The sequence below is a fragment of the Kiloniella sp. genome, from assembly GCF_048270245.1.
Classification (GTDB): Bacteria; Pseudomonadota; Alphaproteobacteria; order Kiloniellales; family Kiloniellaceae; genus Kiloniella.
In genome coordinates this window covers 977,358-996,385 of record NZ_JBLWTH010000001.1, presented here as the reverse complement: position 1 = coordinate 996,385, position 19,028 = coordinate 977,358, and the positions used below count along the sequence as shown (strand labels likewise).

The window sequence follows — 19,028 nt, the reverse complement described above, 5'->3', positions numbered from 1 at the left end:
AGCATCAAATAATTTCAAATTTATTTTAATACATCTGAATGAGAACGTGCTGAAGTGTTTTCCAATCTTCGAGGCAGCGCCCCGTTCCCATGGCTACACAGCTAAGAGGATCGTCTGCAATGGACACAGGCAGACCAGTAGAGGCACGTAGAACATAATCAAGATTACGCAACAATCCGCCGCCACCTGTCAAGACAATGCCCTTATCTACGATATCAGCAGCAAGTTCCGGCGCTGTATGCTCAAGAGCAACCTTAACAGCCTCAACAATGCCACCTACAGGCTCGGCAAGAGCCTCAGCAATCTGACGTTCTGAAATAATCAACTCTTTAGGAACGCCGTTCATAAGATCACGGCCTTTGATTTCCATTGTCATGCCTTCGCCATCTTCTGGCGGGCAAGCTGATCCAATTTCCTTTTTGATACGTTCGGCTGATGCTTCACCAACAAGAAGGTTATGGTTACGACGGATATAAGCAATAATAGCTTCATCCATTTTGTCGCCACCAACACGAACAGACCTTGAATAAACAATTCCACCAAGAGATAGAACAGCAACTTCCGTTGTACCACCACCAATATCAACGACCATAGAACCCGTTGGCTCTGTCACAGGCAGTCCAGCACCAATCGCAGCAGCCATTGGCTCTTCGACAAGGTGAACTTCGCGAGCACCAGCAGATTCAGCAGATTCCTGAATGGCACGGCGCTCAACCGCTGTAGACCCAAAAGGAACACAGACAACAATTCTTGGGCGGGCAAATGAACGGCGGCCATGCACTTTGTGTATAAAGTGCTTAATCATTTCTTCTGCGACATCAAAGTCAGCAATAACACCATCGCGCAATGGCCTAATAGCTTGGATGTTACCAGGTGTACGACCAAGCATTAACTTGGCTTCATCACCAACAGCAAGAACTTGTTTCTTGCCTTTTTTCTCACCAATTGCAACCACTGAAGGTTCGTTGAGGACAATGCCCCGCCCCTTCACATATACCAAGGTGTTGGCGGTACCGAGGTCAATGGCCATATCGGTAGAAAACATGCCAAACAAAGAGACCATGAATTAGCTATCCCTAATTTACAAACGTCATACACAATAATGCGAGGGATACTCTTGCAAAACCTATCTTGCAAGGCACGACCCCGTAATGTTTGGAGAAAGTCACAAAATTCCCCCCGAAACAGAATGTCCCGATGGTCGGGTACAATAACACTTTTCACGTTTTGTGAAAGGTCGAAAATCGCAGTTTAGTTACTCTTTCACGATTTCCTTGTTATCAACCTGTATTTACACCTATTCCCCCACAGACACATCGTGCAAAGAAAGAGCTTTAAAGATGGTTAATAAACGCTATCAAACACAAAAAAAGGCGGGAAAACCCGCCTTTTTTTCAAAATATAAAGAAAATTAGTTCTTTTCTTTGTCTACAAGCTTGTTTGCACCAATCCATGGCATCATCGCACGCAGGCGAGAACCAACTTCCTCAATTGGATGTTCGGCATTCAAACCGCGTGTTGCTTTAAGCTCAGGTTGACCCGCTTGATAATCCAAAACGAATTTCTGTACGAAACGACCAGACTGAATATCAGCAAGAACGCGCTTCATTTCAGCTTTTGTTTCGTCAGTGATGATGCGAGGACCAGTTACATAGTCACCAAATTCCGCAGTGTTAGAGATGGAATAACGCATGTTCGCCATACCACCTTCGTACATCAGATCCACAATCAGTTTCACTTCGTGCAAGCACTCAAAGTAAGCCATTTCAGGTGCATAACCTGCTTCAGTCAATGTTTCGAAACCAGCTTTAATCAAGTCACAAAGACCACCACAAAGAACAACCTGCTCACCAAAGAGATCAGTTTCACATTCTTCACGGAAAGTCGTTTCGATAACACCAGAACGACCACCACCAATAGCAGAAGCATAAGAAAGCGCGATTTCCTGCGCATTACCAGAAGCGTTCTGATGAACAGCGATCAAACATGGAACACCCCCACCTTTGAGGTATTCGCTACGAACAGTGTGACCCGGGCCTTTAGGTGCGATCATGAAAACATCAAGATCAGAACGTGGTTCAATCAGCTTGAAGTGAACATTCAAACCGTGAGCAAAGACGATTGCGGCACCTTCTTTGAGGTTTGCAACAAGATCAGCATTATAAAGAGCTGCCTGATTTTCATCAGGAGTCAGGATCATAACGACATCTGCCCAAGCAGCTGCATCAGCAGGTGCCATAACTTCAAAGCCAGCCGCTTCAGCTTTTGCCACAGAGCTTGAGCTTGGACGAAGTGCTACACGCACATCTTTAACGCCGCTGTCTTTCAGGTTGTTAGCATGGGCATGACCCTGGCTACCGTAACCAACGATTACAACCTTCTTACCTTTAATCAGATTTACATCCGCATCACGGTCATAATAGACACGCATCGCTTATTCCTTCCTTACTGTAGCTATTCATAGCTAAATCAAATAGAAAATCTCGTGGGTTGTATCGCCTAGAGCGCCTTCGCCCCGCGGGAAATGGCTACAACACCTGTCCGACTGACATCAATCAATCCTAAGGGTTGCATTAGATCAACAAAGACATCCAACTTGTCACTTTGCCCGGTCATTTCAAAAACAAAGTGATCATGGCTGGAATCGACAACACGGGCACGGAAAATATCCGCAATCCGTAATGCCTCAACACGCTTTTCACCAGCGCCAGCAACTTTGATCAAAGCAAGTTCTCTTTCAACAGAAGTCCCTTCCTTTGTCAAATCACGGACGCGGTGAACAGGAACAAGACGCCCCAACTGGGCTTTAATCTGTTCCAAAATCTGGGCCGTACCAGATGTTACAACCGTAATTCTTGAGAACCCGTGTGCGACGTCAACTTCAGTCACAGTCAAGCTCTCAATGTTATATCCGCGGCCTGAAAACAGGCCAATAACTCTGGCCAAAACGCCAGGCTCGTTATCAACGAGAACCGCTATCGTGCGGCTTTCAATATTTGTATCCATCGGCGCCATGGGACGCATATCCTACTAATAGTTTTTGTCACAATTCATTTCGCACACTTTTAACAAAGCAATACGAACAACAAATCAATCCACGATCAGACGAGAACCATTCCCTCTTCGGAAATTGGCTTCGCAGCAGTATCTTCAGGACCAAGCAACATTTCGTAATGCGCTGCACCTGATGGAATCATCGGATAACAGTTTTCTTCTTTTGCGACCTGACAATCAAAGATAACCGGCTCAGGGGAATCAATCATTTCCTGAAGCATCTGATCCAGATCTTCCGCCTTTTCACAGCGCATGCCTTTCAGCCCGAAAGATTCAGCCAGTTTCACAAAATCTGGCAACGCGTCAGAGTAGCTTTCAGAATGGCGGTTACCGTGCAATAGCTGTTGCCATTGACGCACCATGCCCATCCATTGATTATTCACAATAAAAATCTTCACAGGTAGCTTATACTGGGCAATTGTACCCAGCTCTTGCATGTTCATCATGAAAGAAGCTTCCCCGGAAATATCAATCACCAAATCTTCGTGGTGCGCAAGCTGGGCCCCAACAGCCGCCGGAAGGCCATAACCCATTGTGCCAAGACCGCCAGACGTCATCCACTTTTTTGGTTCGTCAAAATGGAAATACTGTGCAGCCCACATCTGATGCTGGCCAACTTCTGTCGTGATATAAGGTTTACGATCTTTGGTTAGCTCATAGAGACGCTTGATCGCGTGTTGAGGCTTGATGATGGAGCCATCCTGAACATAGCCAAGACAGTCTTTCGCACGCCATTCATCAATACGTGACCACCAGGCCTTGAGAGACTTAGCATCAAGTGAGTGTTTCTTTTCTTTCCATATCCGAAGTATCTCTTCAACAACACGCCCGGCATCACCGACGATCGGAATATCAACCATGACATTCTTGTTGATCGAACTGGCATCAATATCGATATGGATTTTCTTAGAATCCGGTGAGAATTCATCAATAACGCCTGTAATACGGTCATCAAACCGTGCGCCAACATTGATCATGACATCACAGTTATACATGGCAAGATTAGCTTCGTACGTACCGTGCATTCCAAGCATACCAAGAAACTGTTTGTCTGTTCCCGGATAAGCCCCAAGCCCCATCAATGTCGTTGTACAAGGCGCACCCGTCAAACGAACAAGCTCAGTCAAAACCGTGGATGCAGAAGATCCAGAGTTAATCACGCCACCACCAACATAAAAAACAGGCCGCTTTGCATTCGCAATAAGTTCGACAGCGTCGTTAATGTGATCAGATTCACCATTAACTTGCGGACGATAGCTTCGGTGTTTCACGTCTTCCGGCGCGAGATAAGTGTCAATCTTCCCTTGTTGAACATCTTTAGGCAGATCAATCACAACGGGGCCGGGACGCCCGTTCTGCGCAACATAAAAAGCTTCATGCATCGTACGAGACAATGTCTCAATATCGCGAACAAGATAATTATGTTTTGTACAAGGACGCGTAATACCTGTGGTGTCAGCTTCCTGAAACGCATCATTACCAATAAGATGCGTTGGAACCTGCCCAGTAAGGCAAATCAAAGGAATTGAATCCAAAAGAGCATCGGTCAGACCAGTAACAGCATTTGTGGCACCGGGACCAGATGTGACAAGGACGACACCGACTTTACCAGTAGATCGTGCATATCCTTCCGCTGCGTGCACCGCACCACCTTCTTGACGAACGAGAACATGCTTAATGTCGTTCTGTTTGAAGATAGCATCATAAATCGGTAGCACTGCACCGCCAGGATAGCCAAACACGGTGTCCACACCCTGATCTTTCAGGGCTTTGATCACTATTTCCGCGCCGGTAAACTGTTCGGTCGCCATTGGTTTCATTCCTCTCAAACAAACTGGCTTTCAATGATGTGCAATCCTAGCTCCAATGCCTGTAGCAAGAAAAGAAGCAAAAGGCCAAGATTCTCTAGCCTTCCTTTTTGGTTGCGAGCGCGAAAACTAGCCTCTTAGCAAGAAGGGGTCAAGCCGCTTTGGCGAATAAAATTAAAAAAATGACCCTGTAATCTTTCCGAATATTTCTCATTTACAATTTCAGCGTCATTATATTGTGTTCTGATCCATGTCATCTGCCTTTTCGCATAACGACGGGTATTTTGCTGCGCACGCGAAATTGCATCCTCCAGACTCGTCTTCCCCTGGATATATTCAGTAAGTTCCGGAACGCCCAAAGCCTTCATAATCGGCAAAGAGAAATCAAGAGATAAAGCGAGCAAATCTTCCACTTCTTTTAAGCCGCCTTGATCCAACATGATCTCAAATCGTTTGTTACAATTATCGTAGAGTTCTTCACGAGGAGGCACCAAAGCAAAACGGATAAAATCATAATCCGGCACTTTGCCTTCAGCTTCCCGCTGCCAATGCAAAAGTGATTTCCCTGTATGAGTAACGACTTCCCATGCTCGCGCTAATCTTTGGCTATCGCCCGGGTTGAGCTTTGCCCCCATTTCAGGATCAAGCAGAGCAAGTTCAGCTTTAAAAGCTTCGCCCCCGACCTGTGCCAAACGAGTCCGCCCTTTTTCGCGAATAACATCCGGAATATCAGGAACTTCTGCGATTCCCTTTTCCAGTGCTCGGATATACATCCCCGTTCCACCAACAAGAATGGGCATTTTACTGCGTTTATGGGCCTTATCAATTTCCACAATCGCGAGAGTTCGCCACTGTTCAACCGAACACCGGCTTGAACCGGGAATCGTGCCATATAAATGGTGAGGAACTTTTTCCAAAGCCGCCTTATCTGGGCGGGCAGTGATCACATCCAGCTCTTTGTATATTTGCATAGAGTCCGCGTTGATAATTTCACCACCTAGGGCAAGGGCAGCATCTACACCAAGAGCTGATTTCCCACTGGCGGTCGGTCCCGTAATGACAATTACTTTAGGCTTATCGTTGATCACGTCTGACTTCTCTGCTTTAACAAGGTCTATCAGGTTCCTACTATAACCTAATCTGAAGAGCTACAAAAACAAATCAAAACCCACAAATCAGACCCGAGGTTACGTCCCAATGCGTTTTGTTGCCACCCTTGTTACCCGCCCGAATAGCTCCCTGCTTGACCACGCGACTATTCAGTCAATTTCCACATGCCTGAAAGAGCATGGCGCGTCACTGGAAGAACAAGACTGGCTTTCTGACGGTGAAGCCTGTGACATCTTCTTCTCAGGCCTGGCGCTCAAAGAAGCCAAGGATCTGATAACACAGGAATTGCTTGGAAGTTCTTTTGATTTTGCTGTCCAAGAAACAGTTAATCGACGTAAGAAGCTACTCGTGGCAGATATGGAATCCACCATCATTGGGCAAGAAATGATTGACGAGCTGGCCGTACGCCACGGAATCGGCGACAAGATTGCTAAAATTACTGAACGCTCTATGCACGGAGAGTTAAATTTTGAAGAATCTCTCAGAGAAAGAGTTGCTCTGCTAAAGGACATTCCCGAAAGCGAACTCACCGAAATATCCAGTCTGATGAAATTAAACCCCGGTGCAGATACACTGGTCAAGACGATGCGAAAACACAGTGCCTATACTGCATTGGTTTCTGGTGGATTTACCTTTTTCACAGCCCAGATACGCGATCTTTGCCAGTTCAACGAAGACCGCGCAAACACCCTTAACATTGAAAATGGTAAACTGAATGGCACAGTAACAGAGCCTATTCTCGGAAGAGAAGCCAAACTGGAAGCAACCGAAGATCTTGTTCAGAAACTGGGAATCACCCTGAACGATGTTTGCGCTGTCGGCGACGGCGCCAATGATCTCGCCATGCTCTCAGCTGTGGGCATGGGTGTCGGTTATCACGCGAAGCCTATCGTACAGGACACTGCGGAATATCAGGTCAAACACACCGACCATCTCGCGTTGCTCTATTACCAAGGCTATAGCAAAGAAGACTTCGCTTAAAAGGCTACTCCCAGCCATTGATCGAAATAAAAAAAGGGCGTCACCGATAAAGGGACGCCCTTTTTTATTAACAAGAACTTCTCTGATTACGAATCAAGCTTGATCGCAACCCAAGAATATTCACCCTGTTTAAAGACAAGCAGCGTAACAACTCTAAAACCAGCGTCTTTGGCTTTACCCACAAGTGATGCCACCTGTCCCGGATCAGACACTTCTTCTTGATCCACTTCAACAATAACATCCCCAGGGCGTAAGCTTTTCTCAGCAGCGCTACTGTTGGGGACCACATCTGTGATCACGACACCATTTACGTTGTCGTTCAGCTTAAAGCGCTTTCTGGTCTCGCCATCCAGCTTCCCAAGGTAAAGGCCAAGGTCATCAACCTTACTTGTTTTACGCTCACTTTTTTTCTCTGACTGTGAAGGCGCAGTCGCAGCAACGACATCATCATCCAATTGGCCAAGGTCAACCTGAACGGTTTTACGCTTTCCTTTACGCCACACCACCACATCAACTTCGCGGCCGATTGATGTTTCAGCGACCATTAACGGCAACTTGCGCATTTCAGGAACTTTGCGGCCATTGAATTCGAGAATAACATCGCCTTGCTTGATACCAGCTTTCTCAGCAGGACCACCCTCGGCAACAGAGGCAACCAGTGCCCCGCTTGCTTCATCCAACCGCAGACCTTCGGCGAGTTCTTCGGTTACAGTCTGGATATGGACACCAAGCCAGCCACGTCTGACTTCACCATGCGATTGAAGCTGTTCAATGATGTTTTTCGCCATCGCCGAAGGAATAGAGAAACCAATTCCAACGGACCCGCCTGAAGGTGAATAGATTGCCGAGTTAACACCAATAACTTCGCCATCCATATTAAAGAGTGGCCCGCCAGAGTTACCACGGTTGATCGCGGCATCAGTTTGAATGAAGTTATCATAAGGGCCAGAACGAATATCACGTGAATGGGCAGAAATGATACCAGCAGAAACAGACCCACCAAGACCAAAAGGATTTCCAATAGCTAGAACCCAATCACCAATCCGGGATTTATTGGAATCACCCCACTTGGTTTCCGGTAAATTGATCTTTGTATCAACCTTTAGCAAAGCCAGATCAGTTTTTTGATCTGTACCAATAACCTCGGCATCAAGAACAGTTCCGTCCTGTAAACGAACAGCAACTTCGTCTGCCCCATCGATCACATGATGATTGGTTACGATCAACCCTTCAGAATCAATAATAAAGCCAGACCCTTGTGCACCACCACGACGGGGTTGTTGAGGACCACTGCCACCTCTTCTTTCAAAGAAGTCACGGAAAAACTCTTCGAAGTTCTCACCCTGAGGAATTTGTTGTTCACCCTCGGCCTGCTCACTTGGCTCAATGGTTTGCGTCGTAATGATATTCACAACCGAAGGCAATAACTCTTCTGCTAAATCAGCAAAGCTATCAGGCGCGGAACGGGCTTTCGCCGCAGCAGCCATAGAAAGCATACCAATAGCAACAGTCACACCGACAAACCATTTATGTAAATTCTGATAACCTTGTGAATTTTGATTGGCGGTTACGGTCTTCGCCACCGCCACAACACGGTTACTTGTACGATCCGCTTCTTTTATCATTTACGATTTCTCCAACTATTCTTTCGCATTTAGCGAGTAACGAATACTTATGCTTAAACCAAGTAGATTCAAGCTATGTTGCTTTTGACGATGGGGGAGGAAATGGGCGTAATTGTGACTTACGCGTGACATTTCGCCCTTTATTGTCCCATGAGTATTCTATGTCAGAATACTTTATGCCAGCAAAACACTGACTTAAACCGATCTGATAACCCAGATCAGAAAAACACCTATGGCCGCACAGCCAAGCCCACCAGCACGCAATGCACTGGGTGACATTTCGTCCAATAGCTCTAGCAATTGCCGTAATCGATGAGGGAAAAGTGACAGAAAAATTCCTTCTATAACAAGAACCATCGCCAAAGCTGTCAAAAATTCAATCATTTTTACATCACTACTTATTCATCAAAAATCTGAATATCTATCACAAAAAAGCGGCGGCATCTTTTAGATACCGCCGCTTTCATAAGTATTAAATCAACTTATTTGGCTGATTTATCTGGTGCATCTACACTAGAGAAGTAATCAAAGAAATCACTATCTGGTGAAATCACCATATAGGTGCCATTGGTAGCCAACGCCCCTTCATAAGCCTGCATTGAACGATAGAACTTAAAGAACTCCACGTCTTGCCCATAAGCATCATTCAAGATCTTTGTAAGAGCCGCATCACCCTGACCGCGAAGAATTTCAGATTCTTTATTCGCTTCAGCAGCAAGAACTGTCACCTCACGATCAGCAGTTGCTCGAATCCTTTCCGCAAGCTCAAAGCCTTGCGCACGATTTTCCGCAGCTTCTCTTTCACGCTCTGTTTTCATCCGAGCAAACACAGCCTGGCTCGTCTCTGAAGGAAGGTCTGCACGGCGAATACGAATATCGAGAACATCGATACCAAAGCGGCTAGCCTGTGCATTAACCTGAGCAAGGACTTTAGCCATAAATATTTCGCGATCGTCAGAAAGAACAACATTCAGATCGACCGTGCCCATTACTTTTAAAAGCTCTGAGATAACCATAGCTTGAAGGCGATCACGTGCTCCGGCTTCAGTACGAACCGTTTTAAAGAATGTAAGGGGATCAGAAATTCGATATCTGGCAAAGCTGTCGACATTAAGAGGTTTTTTGTCGGAAAGGATCATCCGTTTTACCGGAGGATCAAGATTCAGTACGCGCTTTTCATAACGTACAACATCCTCGAGGAAAGGCAGCTTAAAATGAAGCCCAGGATCTTGGACAGTTCTTTTATGCTGCCCAAATTGCAAGACCATTACCTGCTCTGTAGGATTGATCGTATAAACACTACTGCTAGCCAAGACAGCCAAGACAGCAACAACGATACCTCCAATAAGAGTAATTTTGCTATTCATTGTAATTACCCCTTATCACTGGCTATTTCTACGAAGCTGATCAAGCGGCAAGTAAGGTACAACGCCCTCCTGATCAGATCCAAGAATGACTTTATCTGTTTTCCCAAGCACTTTCTGCATCGTTTCCAGATATATACGACGCTTCGTCACTTCTGGGTTTTGCTTGTACTCACGATAAACAGAGAGAAAACGTTCGGCTTCACCAGTCGCTTTGTTTTCAAGGCTTTCTTTGTAAGCTTCGGCAGCCTGGACAACTTTCAGAGCATCACCCCTTGCGCGAGGAATAGCATCATTTCTGTACTTTTCAGCCTCGTTACGGGCACGGTCTTTATCTTGCAAAGAACGCTGTACGTCGTCAAATGCATCGATAACAGCCTGAGGAGGCTGAATATTCTGCAACTGAACCTCTGTGATAAGAACACCTGCCTTATACTGATCCAACAGTTCTTGTAGCAGCGACAAAACCTTTATCTGAATTTCATCACGTCCTGTAGATACCGCCTGATCAAAAAGAGTCCGCCCAACAATTTCACGTAAAGCTGATTCAGCAGCGATCTTCACCGTAGCTTCCTGATCACGTATGTTGAATAGAAACTCTCCAGCGTCACGAACTTTCCACTGAACGGTTAAATTCACATCAATAATATTCTGATCACCAGTAAGCATCAGGCTTTCTGCTGCTATTGATTTGACCTGTCGCGAACCACCACTAAACCCAATACTGATTTGGTGAATAGTCGTGACCTCTGGCGTCATCACAGTCTCAATAGGGTATGGCAAATGCCAATGCAAACCTGGTTCAGTTGTTGCTGTCCACTCACCAAAAGTGAGGACCACGCCCTGCTCGTTTGGCTGGACACGATAAAAACCGGATGCGATCCATAGAAGCACGACAACCCCAAGGATAAAGGCAAAGCCTTTACCACTGAATCCACCGCCACCTGGGATCATTTCTTTTACCCGGTCCTGACTCTTGCGAATCATGTCTTCGATATCAGGTGGTCGTTGTCCTCCACCTCCACCGCCACCGCTGCCGCCATTGCCGCCGCCCCAAGGGCCACCGCCGCCAGAACCTTTATTTTCCCAAGGCATCTATTTTCCCTGTGTTAATCGATTAATATGCAAACGAATTTGTTTGAATCTGTCACTAAATGCACCTGTTTTTCAAGCCCAGTGCAACAGAAAACTAAATATTTTCCGCAGAGGGTGCGTCAATTCCCCCTTATCTTTGTCGTGGACCCCACTATATAATCAAGGCATAACACTTTAATCAACGTGTAAGAGACCAACAAAGAGTACCTGCACATATTGTTCAAGGCGCAAAGAATTCAAGGGGAATTCAGGGATGAGTATGGTTACAGAGCAACAAATTCTCGATATTTTGAGAACAATAGTAGAACCTCAGAGTAAAAAGGATATTGTCAGCCTTGGCATGATTTCCGGCCTCATCATAAAAGAGGGCAATGTCGGGTTTTCCATCGAAATTGATCCTGCACAGGCTGCAGAGATGGAAACATTACGTAAATCCGCAGAAAAAGCAGTCCATGCCCTTGATGGCGTTTTATCCGTTAGCGCGATTCTCACCGCAGATAATGCCCCGGGCCAAGCCAAGTCCCAAGCATCTTCTCCCCCTCCCAAAACAACCTCATCGACGCCCTCACCGGGCCCCGGGAATAAGATCGAGCTCAAAGGCATCAAGAACATCATTGCCGTAGCAAGCGGGAAAGGCGGTGTCGGAAAATCAACAACGGCCATTAATCTCGCACTATCACTTGCAAAACAAGGGCTAAAAATCGGCCTGATGGATGCCGATATCTACGGTCCGTCTCAACCCCGAATGATGGGAATAACCGGAAAGCCGTCCTCACCAGATGGAAAAACCTTATTACCGATGGAAAGGCACGGCATTAAATGTATGTCGGTCGGTTTTCTGGTTGCAGAAGACACCCCGATGATCTGGCGCGGGCCTATGGTTCAAAGCGCGTTAACCCAGATGTTACGCGACGTTGTTTGGGGTGAACTGGATCTCCTGATTGTTGATATGCCACCTGGGACAGGTGATGCACAATTGACCATGGCACAACAGGTCCCACTGAACGGTGCCGTCATTGTCTCAACCCCGCAAGACATCGCCCTGCTCGACGCACGTAAGGGCCTGAACATGTTCCGCAAAGTCGATGTACCTGTTCTTGGTATCATTGAAAATATGAGCGTATACATCTGCCCAGAATGTGGTCACGAAGCCCACATCTTTGGAGAACACGGTGCCCGTGCCGAAGCTGAAAAAATGGAAACACCTTTCCTTGGTGAAATGCCATTGCATATCGATATCAGAATGACATCCGACGAAGGCGAACCCATCGTGATTTCTTCGCCAGATGGTGAACATGCAAAACGTTATGCCTCTATCGCTAACAAAGTCTGGTCCAGTCTAGCAGGGTCAGAACGCAAAGCGCCTTCTATTTCGATGGAATAATCTCGCTTCTCCCAACAAAAACATATACTCCAGCAAAAAGCCTCGTGGATTTTTCACGAGGCTTTTTTCATACAGTTATGAGAATTTGTTTTTTTATGAGAGTCTTAATATCTGATCAGGCTGTCTGTGGTGCATTCCATGCTTTGGGTTATACCGAGAATCACACTAAAAAAATTTAAAAGCCTTCGCGGCATTATTTCCCGATTGATGCAGGGATTGCTTTTGGGAAGCTATTTTTGCATTACCTCCGCCTATGGAGCCGACTATGGGACCGGGCAAGAGCCTGTCGACTTGGAACTCGTCTTGGCGGTAGATGTTTCTTCTAGTGTTGACGAGTACGAAGCTAACCTTCAACGCAGAGGTTATATAGAAGCCCTAAAAGATCCCGAAGTTATTGATAGCATTCGATCTGGCCCTTTGGGTCGTATTGCGGTGACCTATATTGAATGGGCAGGCGAACAACATCAAATCAAAGTTGTTGAATGGGTCATTCTTGATGGCTTAGAAAGCGCAAATACCTTTTCGGACAAACTCACTCATAGGCCGATCAGCTCAGCCCCCTCAACATCCATTAGCAGAATGATTGATGTAGCCAGCTATGAAATTGAGAACAATAACTTCATAGCCCCCAGATTGGTCATTGATATTTCCGGGGATGGACCAAATAGTGATGGGCGACATGTTCAGCTGGCCAGAAACGATGCCATTAAACGGGGTATAACCATTAATGGGTTGCCCGTCTTGTCCTTTCGCCCTAACCCGAACGGCTTCGGCGCCCCCTCTGCATGGCTCGGAGACTATTATCTAAAAAATGTTATTGGCGGCGAAAACGCATTCCTGATTGAAGTTCTGGGCTTTGAAGCTTTCAGTGACATACTAAAAGAAAAACTCAAACGTGAAATTAGGGGAACCTCAGAAATTGCTTTGACCGTCCCGAACACGCAACAAAACCGAGCCTATTAACGTCACGATGCAATTCTATTTGAAATGACAAAAGCATATCCCGGTGTACTTCCATCAGGCGCATGTATTTCACGCGAACTCTCGGACCATTCCTGAGCTTTGGTTTCAGGAAAGAAAGCATCGGCTTCGGGTTCAAGATCAACCTCGGTAATGTAAAGTCGATCCGCTAAATCTATGGCTTGGCTATAGATTTGCGCGCCACCAATAATCATAAGCTCGCCTCCTCCCTGACGCTTGACTTCTTCTCTAGCCAAATCCAGAGCTTCTTCCAGACTTTTGCTTAGGCAAACACCTTCTGCAGCAAAGTTCCCGTCACGGGTGATCACAATATTAAGGCGACCCGGCAAAGGACGGCCAATGGATTGAAATGTTTTACGCCCCATAACAACAGGCTTGCCCAGCGTCTGCGCTTTGAAAAACTTCAAATCACCCGGGATGTGCCAAGGCATAACGTTATCTTTCCCGATTGCTCGGTTTTTCCCGTGGGCCACAATCAAGGAAATAGTCGTCATTAATTTACTCTTTTCCATCACGCATAACTACAAGATACCCAGAATCATGAAGAATCATGATAAGATGATCATGTCTCTCAAGCTGGATTTCAGATTTATCTATGAAAGCTGCTGGTCAAAGGAGGATAAAATATCCTATTATGCCGCCCAGCCATCATTGGCAATGAAGGCATCATAATTAAGCAAATATAAAAACGGAAGCCCAAAACCGAATGCCCGATACCAATAATAAATCTGGCGGCTTTAAACGCCAAACGATCACCGAAGCGGTGGCCGAAGCTCTGAGAGAAGAAATACTTTCCGGACAGCAAAAAGAAGGTGCCCAATTAAGACAGGACGCCATTGCTTCACGCTTTAACGTTAGTCGAATTCCTGTTCGTGAAGCCTTGAGACAGCTGGAAGCGGAAGGCCTGGTTACCTTCTATGCCCACAAAGGTGCCGTTGTCTCGGCTCTATCCCGTGACGAAATCCGCGAACTTTTTGATGTCCGACGCTTACTTGAAGGCGACTTAATCTCTCGTGCAATCCCCAGAATGCCACCAGAACTTATTCAGGACGCAGAAAACATCCTAAACCGGTATGATGTTGCCCTTGAAAATGGAGAAATATCTCTCTGGGGAGAGCTAAACGCAGAGTTCCACCACATTCTCTACATCGCGGCAGAACGCCCCAAAACTTTGGCAATTGTTCAAAATTTGCACAATAATATTGATCGCTACTTGCGGATTCAGCTGCACAGTGCTGGCGCACGCGCAAAAGCACGAGATGATCACTGGGATTTACTCAAGTTCTGTAAAGCAGGAGACGTAGAATCTGCAACAGACCTACTTGATCGTCATATAGAAGCAGGTTGTGAAAACCTAATCGAATTTTTGGACGAACAATCAGTTGGTTAAGCTTTTCAAGCCGAACGAGTAAGGCTAAAGTAAAAACATTAGGTTATCAAAAAAGAGCAGCTTTGTTATTTGCTGCTTTTTTTTGAGCTCCATATTATTGTATAAAATATTCAAAACTAATAATTTCGAGAAAAACTATGACAGGCATCAAAATTAAAACTGTAGAAATGCATACTGGCGGGGAACCACTTCGTATTATCACCGATGGATACCCGACGATCAAAGGGGCCAGTATTCTCGAAAAACGTCGTTATGTCCGAGAAAACCTCGATCATCTGAGGCATCTCCTTATGTTTGAGCCACGCGGCCATTATGACATGTATGGCGCTCTTCTTGTTGAGCCATCACATCCCGAGGCTGATCTTGGTGTTCTTTTTCTTCATAACGAAGGTTACAGCACAATGTGTGGACATGCGGTCATTGCACTTGGTCGTTATGCCGTTGATCAAGGTATTGTCAAAGCCGTAGAGCCGACAACAACAGTTAAAATTGAATGCCCCTGTGGTCTGGTTGTTGCCGATGTTGATGTAAAGAATGGAAAAAGTGGTGCTGTTTCCTTCCTGTCTGTTCCTGCATTTGCCTTCCAAACAAACCTGAACATTAATATTCCTAACTATGGCGCTGTTAACTATGACATTGGATATGGCGGTGCCTTTTACGCCTTGGCTTCTGCAAAACAATTGGGCCTAGATGTTCGTAAATCATCAACACGTGATCTAGTTCAAGCAGCAGACGCCATTAGTACCGCAGTAAAAGCATCAATGACTTTATCTCACCCGGAATCTGAAGATCTTGCGTTTCTTTACGGAACGATTTTAACAGATGGCGAAGAAATATTTTCAACAAAACCAACAGCAAATATCTGTGTTTTTGCAGACAAACAGGTCGATCGTAGTCCAACCGGTTCTGGTGTTACCGCCCGTATAGCCGTTCAAGTTACCAAAGGACAGATCAACTCGGGTCAAACACGTCAATTTGAAAGCGTCACCAAGAGTATATTCAACGCAACAGCAGAAGACATCTTTAACTACGGCCCTCATCAAGCAGTTCGGGTTCGCGTCAAAGGTAAAGCAAATTACACTGGTGAATCCATTTTCACCATGGAAGACGATGATGTGATCGGTAAAGGGTTCCTCTTAAAGTAAAATAAATTCAATTAGATAACCCGTTTTCTCCATTAAAACTTCAACTTACACCAAAATATTGTATACAATATCCAATGAATACATATAATATCCGAAATGATTAACCAGATTTGACAAAAAACTCAGAAGTCTATCGTCTTTTCCCGTCAAAACGATTGAACAAAGATAAGGCGATTACAAAGATTTCAAAACAGTCAGCCAGAACCCGAAAACATCGGGTTATTGATTAAAAAATGATCGCCATTCATCGAGATCCATTACAACGGATCAAACGAATAGATGATGGCCCTGCCCAACCCAAGGGAGTAGAAGTTTTGAAACAGAATTACATTAACGGTCAATATGTCGATGGTTCGACAGCCCGTGATAACATCAACCCATCAAACACATCTGAAATCGTTGGTGTTTACACCCAAGCCGATACGGCACAAACCCGTGACGCAATTGATGTTGCCGATGTTGCGGCAAAAAGCTGGTCACAGTCGACACCACAACAGCGCTTTGATGTACTGGATGCAATCGGCACAGAACTCATTGCGAGAAAAGCAGAGCTAGGTGAGCTTCTTGCGCGCGAAGAAGGCAAAACCCTTGCAGAAGGTATCGGAGAAACGGCACGTGCGGGCCAAATTTTCAAATTCTTTGCGGGCGAAGCACTTCGTTTAAAAGGCGACAAACTTGCCTCTGTCCGCCCCGGTGTCGAAGTAGAAGTAGTCAGGGAAGCATTAGGCGTTGTTGGTATTATTACCCCTTGGAATTTCCCGATTGCCATTCCGGCTTGGAAAATCGCACCAGCAATTTGTTATGGCAACGCCGTCGTCTTCAAACCTGCCGATCTTGTTCCCGGTTGCGGTTGGGCTTTGGCTGATATTATTTCACGCTCTGGCCTGCCCGAGGGTGTCTTTAACCTCGTCATGGGACGTGGTTCCGTTGTTGGTGAAGAAATTTTGACCAACCCTAAAGTAAATGGCGTCAGCTTCACCGGATCAGTCGCAACTGGTCGTCATGTAGCCGCCACCTGTGCAGGACGTATGGCTAAATTCCAGCTTGAAATGGGCGGTAAGAACCCGCTCGTAGTTCTTGATGACACCGATATTGATATAGCGGTCGAGACTGCTGTTCAGGGGGCATATTTCTCAACAGGTCAACGCTGCACAGCATCTTCACGCCTGATCGTTACAGAAGGTGTGCATGATGAATTTGTCGCAAAAGTAATCGCCAGACTTGAGCAGCTAAAAATCGACAACGCCCTGTCCGATGGTGTTCACATTGGTCCAGTTGTAGATGAAAGCCAGCTGAAACAGGATCTGGACTACATTCGTATCGGCCAGGACGAAGGCGCAAAGCTTGCTTATGGTGGCAAACTTCTGGAACGCGCGACCAAAGGCTTCTACCTGTCTCCCGCGCTCTTTACCGAGACAGCTAATTCAATGCGCATCAATCGTGAAGAAGTTTTTGGACCTGTTGCTTCTGTCATCCGTGTTGCCGACTATGATCAGGCCCTCGCCGTTGCCAATGACACCGAGTTCGGCTTGTCATCCGGTATCTGCACTACGTCCTTGAAATACGCATCCGATTTCAAACGCAATGCCAAGGCAGGTATGGCAATGGTAAACTTGCCGACAGCAGGCGTTGATTACCATGTCCCATTTGGCGGCACCAAAGGATCAAGCTATGGCAGCAGAGAACAGGGCAGTTATGCTGCTGAATTCTTCACAACAGTAAAAACTGCCTATACGCTGCCATAAGGTAACGCAACACGACTCAGCCTTTGGAGATTATGGATGAGCGCAGGAACGAAAAAAAATATACTCGTTGTTGGATCAGGTATCATTGGTCTTTGCAGTGCGAGCTATCTTTTAAAAGATGGCCACGCTGTTACCCTTGTAGAACGTGATCCACTTGGCGATAGCGCATCGTGTGGTAATGCTGGTGCGATTGCTGCGACGGAAATTGTTCCCTTTGCTCTTCCTGGACTTTGGAAAGATGTGCCCGGCTGGTTACTGGCCCCCTTGGGGCCTTTATCCCTTCGCCTAACCTATCTACCAAAGTTCCTCCCTTGGCTGTATCTGTTCCTGAAATCCAGTAGTCATCAACAGGTAGAAAAAACTACTGCTGCGATGAGTGTCTATCTGAAGACAGCTTTTGATGACTACGCTCCCCTTCTTGGTGAAGCGGGTTTGCAATCGCTTTTGAAAACAGAAGGGTCATTGACCGTTTACAAAAGCGAAAAGGGCAGAGAAAAAGACGCTTATTACTGGGATCTGATCCGCCGAAACGATATTGAGGCGCGTCACGTTTCACGATCTGAAATCCTGGAACACGAGCCTCAATTGGGTGAATTAGCAAAATGCGGTGTCTATACACCAAGATGGGGGCACTTTGCCAATCCGGCTGATTTAGTCAGAGGCCTAGCAGAACAGTTTACCCGCAACGGCGGCACCTACATTACAGATGAAGTTGAACAGATTGAGCATCAGGATAACCACCCCTCATCTGCGAGAACCAAAGGCGGACAAAATATTGTGTTTGATCAGTTGGTTATTTGTGCTGGCGCATGGTCAGCACGTCTGGCTAAAAAACTTGGCGATAGTTTTCCACTGGACACCGAACGTGGGTACAACACAACACTGCCAGCACCCGGCATTGATCTTAACAACATGGTCCTTTTTGCAGAGGACAAATTTGTCGCCACGCCTATGAGCGTCGGCCTGCGTATCGGTGGGGCCGTTGAATTTGCCGGAATTGACGCCGAGCCCAATTACAAACGATGTGACACACTTCTAACGCTAGCCAAAAATTATATGCCAAATCTGAATGGGGCTGGGGGCACAAAATGGATGGGCCGCCGACCGTCGACACCTGACAGCGTTCCTGTCATCAGCCAGTCAAGCCAACATCCAAACGTCCATTATGCCTTTGGCCATGGTCATTTGGGGATCACTGGTGGCGCGGTAACGGGGCGAACAATCGCAGATATGATTGCGGGTCGGACACCTGATTTTGACCTAAAGCCATTTAGAATTGACCGTTTCAACTAATTTATCTCAAGTTTAGACATAATCACAAAACCTCAAACAGCAAAGCCCCAGTT

Annotated in this window: 18 protein-coding genes; 8 read left to right on the top strand and 10 right to left on the bottom strand. The window is 46.1% G+C overall.

Features of this window, described 5'->3' with window-relative positions; all coding sequences use genetic code 11:
• Positions 1-25: 25 nt before the first annotated feature.
• The 5 genes from ACN0W5_RS04700 to miaA form a co-directional block, all read right to left on the bottom strand.
• Positions 26-1,063: a rod shape-determining protein gene (locus ACN0W5_RS04700; protein WP_046509031.1), complete on the bottom strand. Its 1,038-nt coding sequence runs from the start codon at positions 1,061-1,063 to the stop codon at positions 26-28.
• 348 nt (positions 1,064-1,411) lie between these two features.
• Positions 1,412-2,431, bottom strand: coding sequence for a ketol-acid reductoisomerase (gene ilvC, locus ACN0W5_RS04695; protein WP_417453039.1), 1,020 nt, complete (start codon positions 2,429-2,431; stop codon positions 1,412-1,414).
• Positions 2,432-2,499: 68 nt separating this feature from the next.
• Positions 2,500-3,006, bottom strand: coding sequence for an acetolactate synthase small subunit (gene ilvN / locus ACN0W5_RS04690; RefSeq protein WP_299379296.1), 507 nt, complete (start codon positions 3,004-3,006; stop codon positions 2,500-2,502).
• Between the two features lie 95 nt (positions 3,007-3,101).
• Entirely contained in the window at positions 3,102-4,865 is a 1,764-nt protein-coding gene (locus ACN0W5_RS04685) for an acetolactate synthase 3 large subunit (RefSeq protein ID WP_417453038.1), read from the bottom strand.
• A gap of 134 nt (positions 4,866-4,999) precedes the next feature.
• Entirely contained in the window at positions 5,000-5,950 is a 951-nt protein-coding gene (miaA, locus tag ACN0W5_RS04680) for a tRNA (adenosine(37)-N6)-dimethylallyltransferase MiaA (protein WP_417453037.1), read from the bottom strand.
• A 109-nt stretch (positions 5,951-6,059) separates the two neighbouring features.
• Here miaA and serB point away from each other — a divergent pair, with 109 nt between their 5' ends.
• Positions 6,060-6,953, top strand: a complete 894-nt coding sequence (gene serB / locus ACN0W5_RS04675; RefSeq protein ID WP_417453036.1) for a phosphoserine phosphatase SerB — start codon at positions 6,060-6,062, stop codon at positions 6,951-6,953.
• 86 nt (positions 6,954-7,039) lie between these two features.
• Here the strand turns inward: serB and ACN0W5_RS04670 are convergent, their stop codons facing one another.
• From ACN0W5_RS04670 to hflK, 4 genes are all read right to left on the bottom strand, one after another.
• Positions 7,040-8,578 (bottom strand): DegQ family serine endoprotease, encoded by a 1,539-nt coding sequence (locus tag ACN0W5_RS04670; protein ID WP_417453035.1) that lies wholly within the window; start codon positions 8,576-8,578, stop codon positions 7,040-7,042.
• Positions 8,579-8,773: 195 nt separating this feature from the next.
• On the bottom strand, positions 8,774-8,962 hold the full coding sequence (locus ACN0W5_RS04665) for a DUF2065 domain-containing protein (protein WP_417453034.1): 189 nt from the start codon (positions 8,960-8,962) through the stop codon (positions 8,774-8,776).
• A 98-nt stretch (positions 8,963-9,060) separates the two neighbouring features.
• A complete protein-coding gene (hflC, locus tag ACN0W5_RS04660) occupies positions 9,061-9,945 on the bottom strand; it encodes a protease modulator HflC (protein ID WP_417453033.1) in 885 nt (294 codons plus the stop codon).
• A gap of 15 nt (positions 9,946-9,960) precedes the next feature.
• On the bottom strand, positions 9,961-11,037 hold the full coding sequence (gene hflK / locus ACN0W5_RS04655; RefSeq protein ID WP_417453032.1) for an FtsH protease activity modulator HflK: 1,077 nt from the start codon (positions 11,035-11,037) through the stop codon (positions 9,961-9,963).
• Between the two features lie 253 nt (positions 11,038-11,290).
• On the opposite strand from hflK, the gene apbC reads away from it, so the two are divergent.
• Complete coding sequence (gene apbC, locus ACN0W5_RS04650) at positions 11,291-12,421, top strand: iron-sulfur cluster carrier protein ApbC (RefSeq protein ID WP_417453031.1); 1,131 nt, start codon at positions 11,291-11,293, stop codon at positions 12,419-12,421.
• 138 nt (positions 12,422-12,559) lie between these two features.
• The gene (locus tag ACN0W5_RS04645) at positions 12,560-13,384 is read left to right on the top strand and encodes a DUF1194 domain-containing protein (protein ID WP_417453030.1); all 825 of its coding nucleotides are present in this window, start codon (positions 12,560-12,562) and stop codon (positions 13,382-13,384) included.
• 2 nt (positions 13,385-13,386) lie between these two features.
• Here ACN0W5_RS04645 and ACN0W5_RS04640 read toward each other — a convergent pair whose 3' ends face one another.
• Positions 13,387-13,896: a dihydrofolate reductase gene (locus tag ACN0W5_RS04640; RefSeq protein WP_417453029.1), complete on the bottom strand. Its 510-nt coding sequence runs from the start codon at positions 13,894-13,896 to the stop codon at positions 13,387-13,389.
• A gap of 46 nt (positions 13,897-13,942) precedes the next feature.
• On the opposite strand from ACN0W5_RS04640, the gene ACN0W5_RS04635 reads away from it, so the two are divergent.
• The 5 genes from ACN0W5_RS04635 to ACN0W5_RS04615 all read left to right on the top strand — a co-directional run bounded on the left by ACN0W5_RS04635 (position 13,943) and on the right by ACN0W5_RS04615 (position 18,975).
• Positions 13,943-14,074: a hypothetical protein gene (locus tag ACN0W5_RS04635; protein ID WP_417453028.1), complete on the top strand. Its 132-nt coding sequence runs from the start codon at positions 13,943-13,945 to the stop codon at positions 14,072-14,074.
• Positions 14,075-14,108: 34 nt separating this feature from the next.
• Positions 14,109-14,792, top strand: a complete 684-nt coding sequence (locus ACN0W5_RS04630; RefSeq protein ID WP_417453027.1) for a GntR family transcriptional regulator — start codon at positions 14,109-14,111, stop codon at positions 14,790-14,792.
• Positions 14,793-14,929: 137 nt separating this feature from the next.
• Positions 14,930-15,937, top strand: coding sequence for a proline racemase family protein (locus tag ACN0W5_RS04625; RefSeq protein WP_417453026.1), 1,008 nt, complete (start codon positions 14,930-14,932; stop codon positions 15,935-15,937).
• 233 nt (positions 15,938-16,170) lie between these two features.
• Positions 16,171-17,682: an aldehyde dehydrogenase family protein gene (locus tag ACN0W5_RS04620; protein WP_417453025.1), complete on the top strand. Its 1,512-nt coding sequence runs from the start codon at positions 16,171-16,173 to the stop codon at positions 17,680-17,682.
• 36 nt (positions 17,683-17,718) lie between these two features.
• On the top strand, positions 17,719-18,975 hold the full coding sequence (locus tag ACN0W5_RS04615; RefSeq protein ID WP_417453024.1) for an NAD(P)/FAD-dependent oxidoreductase: 1,257 nt from the start codon (positions 17,719-17,721) through the stop codon (positions 18,973-18,975).
• Positions 18,976-19,028: the final 53 nt, after the last annotated feature.

Excerpts from the sequence above, each read along its gene's own strand:
- hflC (WP_417453033.1), bottom strand. The coding sequence starts at position 9,945 with ATGAATAGCAAAATTACTCTTATTGGAGGTATCGTTGTTGCTGTCTTG.
- ACN0W5_RS04665 (WP_417453034.1), bottom strand. The coding sequence starts at position 8,962 with ATGATTGAATTTTTGACAGCTTTGGCGATGGTTCTTGTTATAGAAGGA.
- ACN0W5_RS04625 (WP_417453026.1), top strand. The coding sequence starts at position 14,930 with ATGACAGGCATCAAAATTAAAACTGTAGAAATGCATACTGGCGGGGAA.
- ACN0W5_RS04685 (WP_417453038.1), bottom strand. The coding sequence starts at position 4,865 with ATGGCGACCGAACAGTTTACCGGCGCGGAAATAGTGATCAAAGCCCTG.
- ACN0W5_RS04615 (WP_417453024.1), top strand. The coding sequence starts at position 17,719 with ATGAGCGCAGGAACGAAAAAAAATATACTCGTTGTTGGATCAGGTATC.
- ACN0W5_RS04635 (WP_417453028.1), top strand. The coding sequence starts at position 13,943 with ATGAAGAATCATGATAAGATGATCATGTCTCTCAAGCTGGATTTCAGA.
- apbC (WP_417453031.1), top strand. The coding sequence starts at position 11,291 with ATGAGTATGGTTACAGAGCAACAAATTCTCGATATTTTGAGAACAATA.
- ACN0W5_RS04620 (WP_417453025.1), top strand. The coding sequence starts at position 16,171 with ATGATCGCCATTCATCGAGATCCATTACAACGGATCAAACGAATAGAT.
- ACN0W5_RS04640 (WP_417453029.1), bottom strand. The coding sequence starts at position 13,896 with ATGACGACTATTTCCTTGATTGTGGCCCACGGGAAAAACCGAGCAATC.
- ilvC (WP_417453039.1), bottom strand. The coding sequence starts at position 2,431 with ATGCGTGTCTATTATGACCGTGATGCGGATGTAAATCTGATTAAAGGT.
- ACN0W5_RS04670 (WP_417453035.1), bottom strand. The coding sequence starts at position 8,578 with ATGATAAAAGAAGCGGATCGTACAAGTAACCGTGTTGTGGCGGTGGCG.
- ilvN (WP_299379296.1), bottom strand. The coding sequence starts at position 3,006 with ATGGATACAAATATTGAAAGCCGCACGATAGCGGTTCTCGTTGATAAC.
- ACN0W5_RS04700 (WP_046509031.1), bottom strand. The coding sequence starts at position 1,063 with ATGGTCTCTTTGTTTGGCATGTTTTCTACCGATATGGCCATTGACCTC.
- serB (WP_417453036.1), top strand. The coding sequence starts at position 6,060 with ATGCGTTTTGTTGCCACCCTTGTTACCCGCCCGAATAGCTCCCTGCTT.
- hflK (WP_417453032.1), bottom strand. The coding sequence starts at position 11,037 with ATGCCTTGGGAAAATAAAGGTTCTGGCGGCGGTGGCCCTTGGGGCGGC.
- ACN0W5_RS04645 (WP_417453030.1), top strand. The coding sequence starts at position 12,560 with ATGCTTTGGGTTATACCGAGAATCACACTAAAAAAATTTAAAAGCCTT.
- ACN0W5_RS04630 (WP_417453027.1), top strand. The coding sequence starts at position 14,109 with ATGCCCGATACCAATAATAAATCTGGCGGCTTTAAACGCCAAACGATC.